The sequence below is a fragment of the Corallococcus interemptor genome (assembly GCF_003668875.1).
Lineage (GTDB): Bacteria > Myxococcota > Myxococcia > Myxococcales > Myxococcaceae > Corallococcus > Corallococcus interemptor.
This window is the reverse complement of the sequence record NZ_RAWM01000075.1, coordinates 1-15,568: the sequence shown is the minus strand read 5'-3', so window position 1 is coordinate 15,568 and position 15,568 is coordinate 1. Positions and strand designations below refer to the sequence as shown.

Genomic DNA, 15,568 nt, shown 5'->3' with positions numbered 1-15,568 from the left:
CGGGCTAGTTCCCCTTCACCCGGGTGAAGAGCCCGACCAGGTCCCCCACGGTGTCCAGCTTCGCGAGGTCCGCGTCGGTGAGGGTCAGCATGTCGACGTTGAAGGCCTCGCACAGCTGCGTGAGCACGGAGACCAGGGCCAGCGACGACAGGCCCAGCACGTTGCGCAGGTCCGTGTCCTGGCCGAAGGTCGCGCCCGCGGCGACCTGGTTGAGCTGACGGGTGACTTCCTGAACCACGATGTCCATGGGTTGAGACCGTTCGTCTGAAGGGGGGATGACGGTGAGGCGCGCGCTCAGTGGCCGTAGAGCGCCAGCAGCTCGCGCTCGTACCGGGCCCAGACAGCGTTCCTGCGGACCTTGAACTGCGACGTCAGGAGGCCGTTCTCACGGGTGAGCGGTTCCGGCGCGAGGAGGAACTTGCGGATCCGCTCGTCCTCCGGGAGCCGCGCGTTCACGCTGGCGACGACCGCTTCGACGTCTCCGGGCGTGGTGCCTTCGGCCGCGGAGATGAGCGCCACGAGGTGGCTCTGGCCGCTGCCGAAGACGACCGCCTTGTCGACGCACGCGGCTTCCTGGAGCCGGTTCTCCAGCGGGATGGGGCTGACCTTGCGGCCGCTGGACAGCACGACGATGTCCTTCACGCGGCCCGTCACGTACAGGTAGCCGTCCGCGTCCAGGTGGCCCAGGTCCCCTGTCGCCACGTACCCGTCCGGGCGGAACGTCAGGGCGCTCACGTCCTCCGGGACGTTGGCGTAGCGGACGTTCACCTCGTGGGCGCTCTTCACGAGGATCTGCCCCTCGTCGTCGAAGCGCACGCTCTTGCTGGGGACGACCTTCCCCACGCTCCCGAGCCGATCATTCCCCGGGTGGTTCTTGGAGATGATGCAGGTCTCGTTCATCCCGTAGCCCTGGAAGAGCGGCATGCCCATGGCGGCGTAGGCCTGCAGCACGGCCAGGCTGATGGGAGCGGAGCCCGTCCACAGGTAGCGGATGTTGCCGCCCAGCAGCTCGCGGAAGCGCTCCCGCTGCTCCGGGACGGCCGGGTCGTGCCCCTTGATGAGGCTGGTGAAGAACTCCGGCACGCCCATGACGACCGTGGGGCGTTCCCGGCGCAGCGCCATCACCGCCAGCCGGTACGGCACCACCACGGCGTCATGGTCGAACAGGAGCGACGAGTAGATCCAGAACCGCTGCTGGTTCAAATACAGCGGAAGGAAGAGCAGGAACCTGTCACCCGGGCCGTGGTGGAACATGCCCTGCACGTTGGTGAGCGTGTCGTCCACGCTCTTGCGCTTCAGCTCGATGGCCTTGGTTTCACCCGTCGAGCCTGAAGTGAACTTCATCCCGATGATGTCGTCGGGACCGAAGGTGTACGGGAGGAGCGGCTCGGTGAGGGCATCGTCCGCGGGCGGCTCTCCCAGGACCTGCCAGGGGGTGGCCGCGTCCGCAATCTCATACGTCCGCTTGAGCCCCAGCTCCGCCTGGAGTTCCCTCCAGCGGTGATGGATGGGATCAAACCCCACGGAGACCAGGCCACAAGCCATACAGGCCAGGTCGAGGAGGATCCACGTGTAGCAGTTGCCGCCGACGATTCCGATGCGGTCGCCGGGCTGTAAACCCTCACGCCGCAGCAGGGTGACAGCCTTCCGGAGGTCGGATTGGAGGTCCGCTGCCCGGCGAACCACGGGGCGCCCGCCCTCGTAGAAATGGAAGGCACCCTTCCACTCCGGAATCCGCCCGATGACATGGTTCACATGGGGCGTAAGCCGGACGGCAATGTCACATGCAGGTTCCAGTTTTCCCCCTCTTCCAGCGCTCCCAGCGCTTTCCGGGGGTGTTAACTAGTCGATCGCTTCACGGTGAGTCAAGGGCTCACCTACGGCGCGGCTTGTCATGAATGGGTGACGCAGGCGCTGTGTTACGTGGCGAGTGACGCCGCGCGCCGATGCAAAGCCAACCAACCGAGTGCGACGGCCAGCGCGCCCAGGGGCACGAGCGAGCCCCAGTTGAGGAACTCCCAGCCGCGCGCGGAGAGCAGCGCGCCGGACGCGAACGAGGTGACGGCCATGGTGCTGTAGATGCAGAAGTCCATGGAGGACTGGACGGTGGTCTTCTCCTCGGGCCGGTAGGACTCGGTGAAGAGCGTGGTGCCTCCGATGAAGAGGAAGTTCCAGCCGACGCCCAGGAGCACCAGGGCCCCCAGGAACTGCATCAAGGCGACACCGGACAGCGCGATGGCGATGCAGGCCAGGTTCGCCACCAGGCCCACCCACATGATCTTCAGCACGCCGAAGCGTTTGATCAGCTGGCCGGTGAAGAAGCTGGGCGTGAACATGGCCAGCACGTGCCACTCGATGACCAGGGCGGCGTGGTCGAACGAGTGGTGCATCTGCGTCATGGCGATGGGCGTGGCGGACATGAGCAGGTTCATCACGCCGTAGCCCAGCGCGGACGCGGCCACGCCCACGACGAACACCGGCTGGCGGGCGATCTCCCGCATGGTGCGGCCCGGGCGGGCGGGATCATGCCGGGGCAGCGCCGGGAAGGAGATGAAGCTCATGATGGCCAGCGCCACCAGGGCGAAGCCCACGAGCATCGCGTAGGCGCCGGTGAACGGCGTGCCCAGCATGTCCTTGGTGTAGCGGGCCAGGTTGGGGCCGGTCACCGCGCCCAGGATGCCGCCCGCCAGGACCCAGGAGATGGACCGCTCTTTATAGGCGGGGCCAACGAGCTCCATGGCCACGAAGCGGTACAGCGCGGCGTTGGCGTTGTAGTAGCCGGCCAGCATCGTGGACAGCATGAGCAGCCAGAAGCGGCCCGTCGCCGCGGCATAGGCGCACAGGCCGGAGGCGACCATGCCCACCAGAAGGCCCAGCTGGAACGAGCGCTTGCGCCCCCAGGCGCGCTGGCTGCGCGCCACGAGCGTGGTGGCCAGCGCGCTGCCCACCACGTACCCAGTCACCGGAAGCGTCGCCATCCAGGGGACGGGCGCCAACGCCAGGCCCACCAGCCCGTTCACGAACGAGAAGGTGATGTTGTTCAGCATGAAGAAGCACTGGCACAGCGTCAGCAGCCAAAAATTGCGGTTCAAGAAGTCCCCCTCACTGAGCGTGAAGTGTTTCTCGAACCGAGGTCCGGGCGCAAAGCCTTTCAGCGGCGCCCGGGGTGAGTCCTGGGGTGACTACCCGTTGCGTTTCGCGAAGTCGTCCATGAAGGACACCAGCGTCTTCACGTGGTCCACGGTCACCGCGTTGTACAGGGACACGCGGATGCCGCCCGTGATGCGGTGGCCCTTCATGCCCACCATGCCGGCCTTGGCCCCTTCCGCCACGAAGGCCTCTTCCAGCTTTTCGTCCCGCAGGCGGAAGACGACGTTCATGTACGAGCGCGACGCCTTCTCCACCGGGGCCCGGTAGAAGCCCGCGTTGCGGTCGATGGCGGCGTAGAGCAGCTCGCCCTTCTCGCGGTTCCACGCTTCAATCTGCTTCACCCCTCCCACGTCCTTGATCCACGCCAGCACGTTGCGGCAGAGGTAGATGCTGAAGGTGGGCGGCGTGTTGTAGAGCGAGTTGTTCTCCGCGTAGGTCGCGTAGCGGAAGACCTTCGGGATGTCCTTGCGGCCCTTCGCCAGGAAGTCCTTGTGCACCAGCACCAGGACGATGCCCGACGGGCCGATGTTCTTCTGGGCGCCCGCGTAGATGAGCGCGAAGCGGCTCACGTCGATGGGCTTCCACAGGATGTCGGAGCTCATGTCCGCGACCAGCGGCACCTGGCCCACGTCCGGGAACGTGTGCCACTGCGTCCCGAAGAGCGTGTTGTTGCTCGTCATGTGGACGTAGGCGGCCTTGGGGTCCAGCTGGAGCTCGGCCTGGGTGGGGATCCGCGTGAAGCGCTTGTCCGCGTTCACCGTGTTCGCGGCGATGCGCGGCGTGCCGTAGTAGCGCGCCTCCTCCACGGCCTTCTCGCTCCAGCCGCCCGTCACCAGGTAGTCCGCGGACGTGTCCTTCGTGAGGAAGTTCATGGGCACCTGCGCGAACTGCTGCGAGGCGCCGCCCTGGATGAAGAGGATCTCGTGCGTGTCCGGGACGGACAGCAGCTCCTTGAGGAGCGAGATGGCCTCGTTGTGGACGGCCTCGTACGCCTTGCCCCGGTGGCTGTGCTCGATGATCGACATCCCCGTCCCCTGGAAGTCGAGCAGCTCGTCCCGGGCCCGCTCCAGCGGCGCCGTGGGAAGGCCGGCGGGGCCGGGATTGAAGTTGATGACGCGCATGGCGGAAGTCCTCTGGAAGTGAACCGCGCCGGCATCTAAGCCCGTGGAACAGCGGGGGTCATCAGCAACGTGCGCGCGGCCTCCAAGGTCAGGCGGATGGTAGGTTCCAAACCGTGTCCTCCGACCCCACACCGCTGGCCTCCGCCTTCCTCGCGGCCTCCGCCTGTGCACCGGCTGCGCTTCCGGAGCCCGTGCGGCTGGAGGCCCTGCTCGCCTCGGCGGTGGAGCGGGCCCGCGCCCATTGGTCCGGCATGGCGCTGGACGCCCCGGGCTTCTGCGCCTTCATCGCGGAGCGGCTGACGTCCCCCTCCACGCTCCTGGAGGTGCTGGGCGGGGCCTCCCCTGCCCTCCTGGAGCTGTACCTGGCCTTCGGGTGCCTGCGGCGCGACCGCACCGCGCTCCAGCTCTTCGACGACCAGTACCTCCGCGACGTGGGCGCGTTCGTGTCCGGAGTGGACCGCTCACCCGCGTTCGTCGCGGAGGTGCGGCAGCTGCTGCGCGAGAAGCTGTTCACGGCGACCGTGGGCTCCGAGCCGAAGATTGGGGAGTTCACCGGCGCAGGCGCGCTGGGCGGCTGGGTGCGGGTGGCGGCGCTGCGCATCGCGCTCAACCTGAAGCGCTCCGAGACCCGGGCCGACGCCGCCGCGCGGGAGTCCGTCGAGGCCGCGTTCGGTGAGCAGCTGGGACCGGAGCTGGAGCACCTGCGCTCGCGCTACCGCGAGGCCTTCACGGAGGCCGTACGCTCCTCGCTGGGGGAGCTCTCCGACCGCGACCGCACCCTCATGCGCCTGTACCACCTGGAGGCGCTGTCACTGGAGGCCATCGCTGCGCTCTACCGCGTGCACCTGTCCACCGTCTCGCGGTGGCTCAGCCGCGCGCGGGAGCAGGTGGCGCAAGACACGACGCGGCGGCTGTGCGAACGCCTGGGGGTGAGCGCCGCGTCGGTGGACAGCATCGCCGCGCTGGTGGTGAGCCAGGTGGACTTGAGCCTCACCCGGCTGCTCCGGGAGGGGCCGCCTCGCTGAACAGGCGGCCCTGGACGAACGCCTGCACCGCCTGGATCTGCTGCTGCGTGAAGATGAACCGCGCGTCGCGCTTGTCCGTCTCCTTGGCGCCGCCCGCGATGGCGCGCGGCAGGAAGGGGTACTCGCTGAGCAGCGCCTTCACCGCGACGATGACCTGGCGCTCCAGCACGTGGCCCAGACCGTCCAGCCGGCCACGGGACCGGGTGGGCTTGCCCGCGTTGACGTCCGCCTTCAGCGTGGCGGCCATCCGCGTCAGCTCCTTGGACTTCCCCGTGTCGCGCTGGCCCTCGGCCAAGCGGGTCAGCACGTCCTGGAGGGTGCGCGCAGTGAACATCTGGACGTCGCGGTGCAGGAGGCTCCATCCCACCTGGAACAGCTTCACCAGCTCCTGGCGCTCCAGCAGTTCCGCGGCGTCATCCACGGTGGGGTCCCCCGGGCGGTTGCCGGCGGCGTCGCGCAAGAGCCGCTCCATGCCCAGGTTGCAGACCGCCACCGCCGCGTCCGCGGCCTCCAGCGGACGGAACGTGCGCCCCGCGTAGCTGCATCCGGAGATGAGGACGTTGGCCAGGTAGCTCAGCTCGCGCAGCCGGTCCATGTACGCCTTGGGCTGGCGGTCGCGGACCGCGAGGACGGCCAGCTTGAACAGCGGTTCGGTGTGCGCCGCCCGCGGCGCTCCGGCGGCGAGCAGTGGGTGCTGGGCCGGCTCCTCCAGCACCTCCGCCTCGCGCAGCTCCTGGAGGAACTTCTCCACCTTCTGGGACGGCAGGGCCTGCGTGGGCCCCTTCTCCGCCGCCTCCTTGGCGGCGCGCTCCAGCGACTTGAAGTAGGACCGGGTGACGGGGTCCGTGGCGCGGTTGGCGATGAGCTCCTCCGTGGGCGTGACGCGCGCCAGGTCGAGGAAGCTGGCCGCCGCCGAGGGCGCCACGTAGCCCTCCGCCTCGCGCCGGTCCTCGCGGTCCGCCGCCACGTCCGACTCCAGCATCTCCTCGCTGTCGAGGACGTTGAACAGGCCGCCGTTGTCGTCGATGTACTCCGTGGAGATGTAGCAGCAGCGTTCCAGCATCCGCATCAGGAAGTCATGGTGGTTCTTGTCCAGCTCCACCAGGACCGCGATGAGCGCATCCCAGCCCTGAGGGTCCCTGGCGATGATCTGGTATTCGGCGAACTCCTCATACAGACAGCTCTCCAGCGCCTTGTCCGTCAGGTCATCCTCGTCCGAGCGGCTGTTGCCAGACATCCGCTCCGCCAGCGCGTCGAGGTTGATGACCAGCGCCTGCTTGCAGACGGCCAGGGTGACCAGGTCCTCGTCCAGCTCCGCCAGCTTCTGCGCGGCGAACTCCACCCCGGCCTCCATCATCACCTGGAGCCAGAGGCTGAAGCGCTCCGCGTCGAAGGCCGGGTCCTTGCCGGGCTTCGCGCTGCGCCAGAGGTCGTCGTCGAAGATCTTCTTGAGCTGTTCGGTCGTCGCCAGGGCGACGATCTCCCCGGAGTCCTCCAGGCCGATGTGGTCGATGAGCCTGGACAGCACGGGGGCTTCCAACCCCTGCACGATGCTGACCAACTCCGGCTCCTCCAGGATGCGTGTCAAGAGTTGCCGTGGACGGCTGTTCGACGAGGTCGACAGGGCTTTCGTCATGACGTCCCCCCAATCCATGTGCCTGCACGTTGCCGCAGGCCGGACTTTCGCTGCAAAGGATTTTCCGGCCGGTGTCAGGGCGTCGAAAGGCCCCTTCCGGGCCGACCGAGGAAAGCCTCATGCGCATCCGTCCCTGGCTGTCTGTCGTCACCCTCGCCGCCGCCGTCTCCGCCTGCGAGCCCCACCCGGAGGACCCCGGCTCCGTCCGCACCGAGGTGCAGTGGCCCGGCGAGGACTTCTATCCGGAGGGCATCGCGGCCTCGAAGGACGGGACGCTCTACGCGGGCAGCCTGGGCACGGGTGCCATCGCGCGCGTGAAGCCGGGCGCGCTGGGCGCGGAGGTCTTCGTCCCGGGCCGCCCCTCCTTCGGCGTCTACGGGCTCGAGGTGGATGAGGCTCACGACACGCTCTGGGCCTGCACCTACGACGATCTGCTCCTGCCCGCGCAGCCCTCGTACCTGAACGCATATGCGCTCTCCACGGGGGCCCTGAAGGCCAGCCATGTGATGCCCGGCCAGGAGAGCTTCTGCAACGACGTCACCGTGGATGCCTCGGGCAACGTGTACGTGACGGACTCGTTCGAGAACGTCGTCGTCCGGCTGCCGGTGGGTGGGACGGCGCTCGCCACGTGGTCCTCGGACGCCGCGTACGAGCCCTCCGAGCCGGGCCTCATCACCCTCAATGGCATCGCCTACGACGGTGCGAGCCGGCTCTACGTCGTGAACAGCGACTCGGGCGCGCTGTACGCCATCGACATCCAGCCGGACGGGAGCGCGGCGGCGCCGGTGAACATCCCGGTGACGCCGGCCCTGGAGACGCCGGATGGGATTGAATGGATGGGCTCGGGCCGGCTGTTCGTCGTGGAGAACACGGTGGGACGGGCGTCCCTGGTGACGCTGGGTGAAGGCTCCGGCGCGAAGGAGGTGCTCGCCAACGGCTTCGTGGAGCCGACCGCCGCCGCGATCACCGACGGCGGTGCGTGGGTGCTGGAATCCCAGATGGGGTTCCTCTTCGGCACGCCGGGGACCCCGACCCTGCCCTTCCGCGCGTACCGGGTGGCGGTGCCCCCACTTCTGCCCTGAGCGCGAACGCTCGTAGAATCACGTCCCATCATGTCGGGATGTCCCTCCGAGGAAACGATCCTGGCCTTCGTGGAGGACCGCCTGCTGCCCGAGCAGCGCGGCCTCGCGGAGGCCCACCTGTCCCGCTGCGAGTCCTGCGGGTCGCTGCTCGCGGCCGTCGCGGCGACGTGGCACGCGGAGGGCCGGCTCGCGGAAGCTGCGCCTCCGCCTCGCGCGTTCGCGCCTGGGGAGCAGGTGGGGCCTTACGTCATCGTCGACCATGCGGGCAGTGGCGCGATGGGGGACGTGTACCGGGCCCGGGATGGGCGGCTGGGCCGGGACGTGGCGCTGAAGGTGCTCCCGGCCCGGTTCGCGCGGGATCCGGAGCGCCTGGCGCGGTTCCGGCAGGAGGCACGCGCGGCGGGAGCGCTGTCCCATCCGCACCTGCTCACCCTGTTCGACGTGGGGACGCATGAGGACGTGCCGTACCTCGTCACCGAGTGGCTGGAGGGGGTCACCCTGCGGGCGCGGCTGATGCGGGGGCCGCTGCCGCCGGAGCAGGCGCTGCGGTTGGGCATCCAGCTGGCGCAGGGGCTCGCGGCCGCGCATGCGCGGGGCGTCATCCACCGCGACCTCAAGCCCGCGAACATCTTCCTGTGTGCGAACGGCAGCGCGCGGATCCTCGACTTTGGTCTGGCCCGGCTTACCGAGCGCATCGAGGACGCCGCGCTCACCCAGAGCGGCGCGGTGGTGGGCACCGCCGGGTACATGGCTCCGGAGCAGATCCGCGGTCAGGGCGTGGATGCCCGCGCGGATGTGTTCTCGCTGGGCGCGGTGCTCCATGAGGCCGTGAGCGGACGTGCGCCCTTTGACGGTGACAGCCCGGTGGAGCGGATGAGCGCCGCGCTCCGTGATGCGCCTGCCGTGCTGCCGGGAGAGCTGGGGACGGTGATTGCGCGCTGTCTGGCGAAGGCTCCGGAGGACCGGTTCCAGTCCGCGCAGGACCTGGCGTTCGCGCTGGAGTCCATCGCGTCGCGGGCCGCGCCTCTGGCCGTGCGGCGCATCGCGTTCCCACGCCCTGCCCTGTGGGTGGCCGTGGCGGCCGTGCTGCTGTCCGTGGCCGGTGGGCTCCTGGCGTTCGGACGCATGCACGCGGCCCCTGTGGCGCAAGCGGTGCCGACGTACCGGCCCGTCACGTTCCGGCAGGGGCATGTGCTCAATGCGCGCTTCTCCGCGGATGGCCACACGTTGATTTACGGCGCAGCGTGGGAGGGAGGACGCGCGGAGCTCTACAGCGCTCGCACCGAACGCCCGCTGTCGCAGGCTTTGGGCCAACACGCGGATGTGCTCGCGACGTCGTCACGGGGCGAGCTGGCGGTGTTGCTCGAGCCCCGGTTCTTCGACGCGGACCATGGCAGCGGGACGTTGGGCTTGATGCCTCTGGCGGGCGGTGCGCCCCGGGCCGTGCTGGATGGCGTGCTGGAGGCGGACTGGGGGCGCGGGGACAGGCCCCTGACGGTGGTGCGCCGCGTGGGCGGGAACTTCCGGCTGGAGCAGCCCCCCGGCACGGTGCGCTTCGAATCCCAGGGGTGGATCAGCCACGCGCGCGTGTCCCCGGACGGCGCACGGATCGCCTTCCTGTTCCACGAGCATCCGAAGGACGACCGTGGCGGTGTCTGGGTCCTGGGGAAGGACGGTCCGCCCCGGGAGCTCTCCTCGGGCTGGGCGAGCATCCGGGGGCTGGCCTGGGCTCCGGACGGAAGCGAGGTGTGGTTCACCGCCTCCCGCACGGGCGCGGACTCGGAGTTGTTCGCGGTCGACCTGCGCGGCACGACGCGCCTCGTGGACCGGATCGCGGGACGCATGGTGCTGCATGACATCTCCAAGGACGGTGCCGTCCTGGTGGACCACCCGGTCATCCGCACGGGGCTCGCGTTCGGGGGCGCGGGGACGGAGCGGGACCTGGCGTGGTCGGACTCGTCGTTCATGACGGACCTGTCCCGCGACGGCCGGACGGTTGTCTTCGCCGAGGGTGGAGAGGTGGAGGGCCCCACCTACGGCGCCTATCTGAGGACCACCGACGGCGCCCCTCCGATTCGACTGGGTGACGGCATCCCGATGGCGCTGTCCCCCGACGGCAAGCAGGTGTTCACGGCGCGCTACAGCGAGCCGATGCAATACCTGATGTTGCCCACCGGTGCGGGGGAGCCACGGCCCCTGTCGCTCGCGCCCGTCGCCACGGTGCTCACCGCGCGCTGGTTCCCGGATGGGAGGCGGTTGCTCCTGCGCGCCAACGAGGAGGGCCGCCGCGCCCGCTTGTGGATCTTCGAACCCGGCGCGGGTGCGCCCCGGCCCATCACGGAAGAGGGCTTTGGCTTCGACATGGCCATCTCTCCGGATGGAGCGCGGCTGGCGGCGGTGGATGAGGCGGGAGTCTTGCGTCTGTTCTCACCGGAGGGAGAGGCACTGGGAACGGTCCCGGGTTCGTTCACGGGGCAGTGGGTGGTGGGCTGGGACGCGAGCGGAACGGCGCTCTACGTACGCAGCGTCTCGCTCCCCGTGCAGGTGTCCCGGGTCGACGTGAAGACCGGCACGCGAACACCGCACCTGAGCATTCCGGCGGGAGGCATCAAGCCGGGCCTCATCTCCGTGATGACGCTGGCGATCTCCGCGGACGGGCGTTCCTACGCGTACAGCTACAACGAGGCGCTCTCACGGCTGTTCATCGTGGAGGGCCTGGGCCGGTGAACCGCTCCGGGGCTTCCGAGAACCGCGCCGCTCCGGACCGTGCCGAGCCGGGCCGCGCGGTTCCCGTCACTTCACTGCGTCAGCTCAGGGGTTCTTCAGGTTCTCGTTCACGAAGTCCCAGTTCACGAGGCTGCCGAGGAAGGTCTCGATGAACTTGGCGCGCAGGTTGCGGTAGTCGATGTAGTAGGCGTGCTCCCAGACGTCGATGGTGAGCAGGGCCTTCTTGCCGTGCTTCATCGGCAGGTCCGCGTTGGGCGTCTTCATGACGGACAGCTTGCCGTTGTCCAGCACCAGCCAGGCCCAGCCGGAGCCGAACTGCGTCATGGCGGCGTCGGAGAACTGCCGCTTGAACTCGTCGTAGGAGCCGAAGTCGCGGTCGATGGCGGCCGCGATGTCACCCGTCGGCTTGCCACCGCCGGCCGGCTTCATGCAGTTCCAGAAGAAGGTGTGGTTCCACACCTGGGCCGCGTTGTTGAACACGGCGCCGTCGCTGCTGAGGATGACTTCCACCAGCGACTTGGCGGCCTCGGGCTTGCCCGCGGTCAGCTCGTTGAGCTTGTTGACGTAGGCCGCGTGGTGCTTGTCGTGGTGGAACTCCAGCGTCTCCGCGCTCATGTGCGGAGCCAGCGCGTCCTTCTTGTAGGGAAGCTCGGGCAGGGTGAAGGGCATCGGGTGCGTCCTTTCTAGGTACAGTGAGGTTCGTCTACTCGTTCGCTACTTCGGGGCGGGCCCTGGTTCCGGATGCGCCGTCAGCGCGCGATACGCCCGGTTCCAGTAGAGCAACGGTTCGCCGTCCACTCCCCGCTGGATGCGCTCCACCCGGCCCACCAGCAACAGGTGATCGCCGTAACGGTGCACATCCAACAGAGTGCACGCCAGACCCACCAGGCTGTCCTGCACGAAGGCGCCTTCGTCGAACACCCGGCCCTCGGCCTCCCCCTTCGCGCAGCGGACCGACACGTCGCGTTGGGTGGTGGACAGCACGCTCACACTGAAGCGGCGGGCGGCCTCCACCCGCTGGAGCGTGCGGGAGGTCTGCTGCAGCGCCAGGACGATCAGCGGAGGTGAGAGGGAGAGCGAGCTGAAGGAGCTGACCGTCGTCGCCGCGATCCCGTCCGAGTCCCGGACGGAGACCACCGCCACCCCGCTCGCCCACCGGGACATCGCCTCCCGGAAGTCCAGGGCCGACACCCCTTCAGTACCGCTCTGAGTCATGTGCCGGTCTCTACCACCCGGCCCGCCACCCGGTCAGCACTTCCTCCAATCCATTGGCGGAATACCAACGCAGTGGCACCTGCCCTCCAGGCCCGTCCGTGGCCTGGGCCTTGCGCCCTTCCGTATGCTGGCCGGCTGGAGGCGCCCATGGATCCGTTGTGGGGGGAGACGCTGAGGCGTCTGGATGCGCTGCTCGTCCAGGTGTGTGACCTGGAGGAGGCCCGCGCGGCGAAGCTCCGGGGAGAGCAGGAAGGGGGCTGGGATGCGGTGCGCAGCACCGTGCGCCCCTCCACTTCGGAGCTGGCCTTCAGCACGGTGCTTCCTGAGACGCCGCTGCTGGGCGCTTCGCCTCCCCTTCCCTTCGCCTGGCTGCGGGCCTCGCTGGGCCTGGACTGCGTGGAGGAGGAGGCGCTGCTGGTCCTGCTCGCGACGTGGCTGGAGCCGCGCTATGGGCGCCTGTTCGCCGTGCTCCAGGATGAGGCCGCGCAGGGCTGGAACGTGGAGCGGTTGCTCTTCACCGTCCTGGGCCGCACGCCGGCCCGCTCGCGGCGCTTGCTGGCGTCGCTGACCGACAGCGGGCTGCTCGTGGGCGGCGGCCTGGTGCAGACGGGCGCCGGCGCCTTTCCTCCCATGCTCCGGCCCGTGGACCTGGCTCCGGAGGTCCGCGAAGCGCTTCTGGAGCTGCCCCGTCCCTCCGTGCTGGGGGACATTGCCCTGGAATGGCATGGGACGGAGGCGCTGCCCTCTTCCGAGCGCGCATTCGCCGTCGTGCATGGCGAGGGAGAACGGCTTCGCGTGGCGCTGGAGCTTGCCTCCGAGGCCCGTGTGCCGCTGCTCGTCGCCCGGTGGGCGGGGGCTCCGGAGCCGGTGTCCATGGCGCGGGCGCTGTGGCGACTGGCGTCCGTGCGCGGCGCGATGCTGGCCGTGGACCTGTCCGGCGGTGAGCCGGGGCTCGCGCTCTCCGTCACGGAGACGCTGTCCGGGTTGTGCCAGCGGTTCGGTGGCCGGGCGTTGGTGCTCGCGGACTCCGCGCAGCCTGTCGCCGTGCCGCACCACCTGGCCCCCGCGCCGGGCTTCGTCCAGCGGCGGGCCCTCTGGATGGAGGAGGCTCGCTCCCGGGGGCTGTCCTTGTCGGAGGCGGACGCGGGGCGGCTGGCGTCGGGGTTCCGGGGCGGCGTCCAGGAGATCCGCCGCGCGTTCGACTCGGCTCCGGACGGTGACGTGGAGTCGCTTCGTGCCGCGGCGTCGCGGTTCGTCCAGGTGCCGCTGCGCCATGGCTACCGGCTGGAGACGTCACGCACGTTCGCGGACCTCGTGGTGCGGGACACCACCCGCGCGGCCCTGGAACGCCTGCTGTTCTACGTGGCGCAGCGCGACCGCGTCGCCGAGGAGCGGGGCCTGTCGCGCCGCTTCCGGCTGCACACTGGGCCAGTGGCCCTGTTCTCCGGACGCTCCGGCACCGGCAAGACATTGGCCGCGGAGGTCATCGCCCATGCGGTGGGCCGGCCGCTGTACGTCGTCGACCTGTCGCGGCTCGTCAGCAAGTACGTGGGCGAGACGGAGAAGAACATCGACGAGGTGCTGTCCCACGGCGAGCGCGCGGGCGCCGTGCTGTTCTTCGATGAGGCGGACTCGCTGTTCTCCGCGCGCACGGAGGTCAGCAACGCGAATGACCGCTTCGCCAACCTGGAGGTCGGCTTCCTCCTCCAGCGCATCGAGCGGCACGACGGGTTGATCATCCTCGCCACCAACCTGCAGACCGCCATCGACGAAGCGTTCCTGCGCCGCTTCCACGCGCGCATCGAGTTCCCCTTCCCCGAGGTGGACGAGCGCCGCCGCATCTGGGAGCTGATGCTTCCGGAGGGCGTGCCTCGCGCGGGGACGCTCGACCTGGCGGGCCTGGCGCAGCGCCACCGGCTGGCGGGCGGCGACATCCGCAACGCCGCGCTCAAGGCCATCTTCCTCGCCGAACAAGCCGGTGCTCCCCTGTCCCAGGAGCACCTGGAGCGCGCCGTCGCCTTGGAGCTGTATGAGCTGGGCCGGCTCTCCCGGCGCCCGGAGGCGGATGCTCCCTCCGACTCGGGCACGCGCCTGCGCCGCGTGGCGGAGGTGTTCCAGGAGGCACTGGACTCGCAGCTCCGGCAACACTTCCTCAAGGAGGTCCACATCCTCCACGGCTCCCCTACCCGGGAGGCGCTGGCGGGGAAGCGGCCCGCCGTGTCGCTCGCGCTCTACCGGCTCGCCGTCACGCAGCATGGTGCCCTGCGGTTGGGGATCATCGTCTCCGCGTGGTCACACCGCGCGGAGGAGGAACACGAGCTGCTGGGTGTCCTGCATGGGATTCTTTCGCGTGGACTTCCGCACGAGCTGGATGGCCGCAAGCTCACACCTCGCGTCCAGGAGAGTTACGACTTCGACCTGCTCCATCGCTTCTGGAGCAGTCATGGACATCCCATCCGCGCCTCCCTGGTCCTGGATGTGGAGATGACCTAGCGTCCCCTTCACTGATGGTGCGGGGGGGACCGTGCGCATCCGTGACCAGGGCTCGAAGGCCTCCGCCAAGGCCATGCTCCGGAAGAGCTCCGGACGCACTCCCTCGTCCTCTTCGGCCCTTCCCCGTGCGCCCGGCGTCGTGCCCCGGGGCCCGTCCTCGTCGAATCCGGCTCGCGAGCTGGCGTCCCGGCTCGCGTCGCTGAGGGGTGCGCCTCCTGCCCTCCATGGGTCCGTGCTTCGCGATGCGGCGCGCGACCTGGAGCGCCGTTGGAGTGACCCGGCGTGGCGGACGGTGGGCGGTCCCCGCTCGTACCTCTTCGAGCCGTGCCCCGTGCACCCGCCCGAGGTCTCGCTGCTCTCCGCGCCCGGCTCCGTCGCGGCGGAGCTGGGCATCCACGGGCTGTCACCGCAGGTGAACACCGGGCTCGCGCAGGCGGCGGGTGCGTCCCAGCCCGCGACGCTCGCGCAGCAGGAGGAGGATGCCCGGCAGCGTGAAGCGGCGCGCATGGCCGTCCTGCCGCCGGGCTCCGCGGATCAGCTCGGAGACATCGCCGCGCGCCTCGCCGAGGCCCGTGCTTCCGACCTCTCTCCGCCCACGGAGGAGCGCACGTCCGAAGCGGCGGGACTCGGGGGCAGCACGTCCCCTTCGCCCGATGGGACAACCCTCGATGCGCCCGTCGCGGGCGGTGAAGCGGCCACGCCGGATCTGACTCCTGAGCCCGCCGCCGTTCCTGCTGGAGCGGCTCCCGGTGGCATGGACGACGCCGCGCGCATCGACACGGTGAGGTCCACGCTGTCGGGCCAGAGTGACGTGCGCATCGCCATCCGTCCCGCGGGAGCCGGCGTCACGGCCGCGAAGCCTCCTCCCATCCAGACGGAGGCCACGGCCGACACGGGGCTTCCCGGGGAACGGCCCGCGCCTTCCGTCCCCGCGCTACCGGGCGTGAAGGACTGGCAGACGCAGCTGGCCGCGGCCCATGCGCAGGGCGTCCAGGGCATCCAACACGGGCTTGAGACCGCGCCGGATCCGGCCGGCGCCATCACGCCCGTGGAGCCGCCTGCCCGGCTTCCCGCTCCGCCTCCTGCTCCCGCCGCCCCGGTCGCGGCAGGCCCCATCCC

At 69.8% G+C, this 15,568-nt stretch carries 11 protein-coding genes and 1 pseudogene; 5 read left to right on the top strand and 7 right to left on the bottom strand.

The genetic code is table 11. The features are described 5' to 3' along the window. Positions 1-4: 4 nt before the first annotated feature. From D7X96_RS24260 to serC, 4 genes are all read right to left on the bottom strand, one after another. On the bottom strand, positions 5-247 hold the full coding sequence (locus D7X96_RS24260; protein ID WP_120547710.1) for an acyl carrier protein: 243 nt from the start codon (positions 245-247) through the stop codon (positions 5-7). A 47-nt stretch (positions 248-294) separates the two neighbouring features. Then, positions 295-1,686: an AMP-binding protein gene (locus D7X96_RS24255; protein ID WP_147468386.1), complete on the bottom strand. Its 1,392-nt coding sequence runs from the start codon at positions 1,684-1,686 to the stop codon at positions 295-297. 233 nt (positions 1,687-1,919) lie between these two features. Next, positions 1,920-3,092 (bottom strand): MFS transporter, encoded by a 1,173-nt coding sequence (locus D7X96_RS24250; RefSeq protein ID WP_121770832.1) that lies wholly within the window; start codon positions 3,090-3,092, stop codon positions 1,920-1,922. A 90-nt stretch (positions 3,093-3,182) separates the two neighbouring features. Beyond that, positions 3,183-4,271 (bottom strand): 3-phosphoserine/phosphohydroxythreonine transaminase, encoded by a 1,089-nt coding sequence (serC, locus tag D7X96_RS24245; RefSeq protein WP_121770831.1) that lies wholly within the window; start codon positions 4,269-4,271, stop codon positions 3,183-3,185. A 113-nt stretch (positions 4,272-4,384) separates the two neighbouring features. Between serC and D7X96_RS24240 the strand changes: the two genes are divergently transcribed. Continuing rightward, on the top strand, positions 4,385-5,296 hold the full coding sequence (locus tag D7X96_RS24240) for a sigma-70 family RNA polymerase sigma factor (protein WP_121770830.1): 912 nt from the start codon (positions 4,385-4,387) through the stop codon (positions 5,294-5,296). Here D7X96_RS24240 and D7X96_RS24235 read toward each other — a convergent pair. Continuing rightward, positions 5,262-6,932, bottom strand: a complete 1,671-nt coding sequence (locus tag D7X96_RS24235; protein ID WP_147468385.1) for a DUF6178 family protein — start codon at positions 6,930-6,932, stop codon at positions 5,262-5,264. The two genes, D7X96_RS24240 and D7X96_RS24235, sit on opposite strands and share 35 nt — an antisense overlap. A 119-nt stretch (positions 6,933-7,051) precedes the next feature. Between D7X96_RS24235 and D7X96_RS24230 the strand changes: the two genes are divergently transcribed. Next, positions 7,052-8,014 carry an SMP-30/gluconolactonase/LRE family protein gene (locus tag D7X96_RS24230; protein WP_121770828.1) on the top strand — a complete coding sequence of 321 codons (963 nt, stop codon included), beginning with the start codon at positions 7,052-7,054 and terminating at the stop codon, positions 8,012-8,014. 30 nt (positions 8,015-8,044) lie between these two features. Next, the gene (locus D7X96_RS24225) at positions 8,045-10,741 is read left to right on the top strand and encodes a protein kinase domain-containing protein (protein ID WP_121770827.1); all 2,697 of its coding nucleotides are present in this window, start codon (positions 8,045-8,047) and stop codon (positions 10,739-10,741) included. 84 nt (positions 10,742-10,825) lie between these two features. On the opposite strand, the gene D7X96_RS24220 is transcribed toward D7X96_RS24225, so the two are convergent. Both D7X96_RS24220 and D7X96_RS24215 read right to left on the bottom strand, forming a co-directional pair. Next, positions 10,826-11,410: a superoxide dismutase gene (locus D7X96_RS24220; RefSeq protein ID WP_120547718.1), complete on the bottom strand. Its 585-nt coding sequence runs from the start codon at positions 11,408-11,410 to the stop codon at positions 10,826-10,828. A gap of 45 nt (positions 11,411-11,455) precedes the next feature. Next, entirely contained in the window at positions 11,456-11,956 is a 501-nt protein-coding gene (locus D7X96_RS24215; RefSeq protein WP_120547719.1) for a flavin reductase family protein, read from the bottom strand. Between the two features lie 147 nt (positions 11,957-12,103). On the opposite strand from D7X96_RS24215, the gene D7X96_RS24210 reads away from it, so the two are divergent. Both D7X96_RS24210 and D7X96_RS24205 read left to right on the top strand, forming a co-directional pair. Next, complete coding sequence (locus D7X96_RS24210; RefSeq protein ID WP_121770826.1) at positions 12,104-14,449, top strand: AAA family ATPase; 2,346 nt, start codon at positions 12,104-12,106, stop codon at positions 14,447-14,449. 31 nt (positions 14,450-14,480) lie between these two features. Continuing rightward, a pseudogene (locus D7X96_RS24205) lies at positions 14,481-15,568 on the top strand (hypothetical protein); the annotation flags it as partial.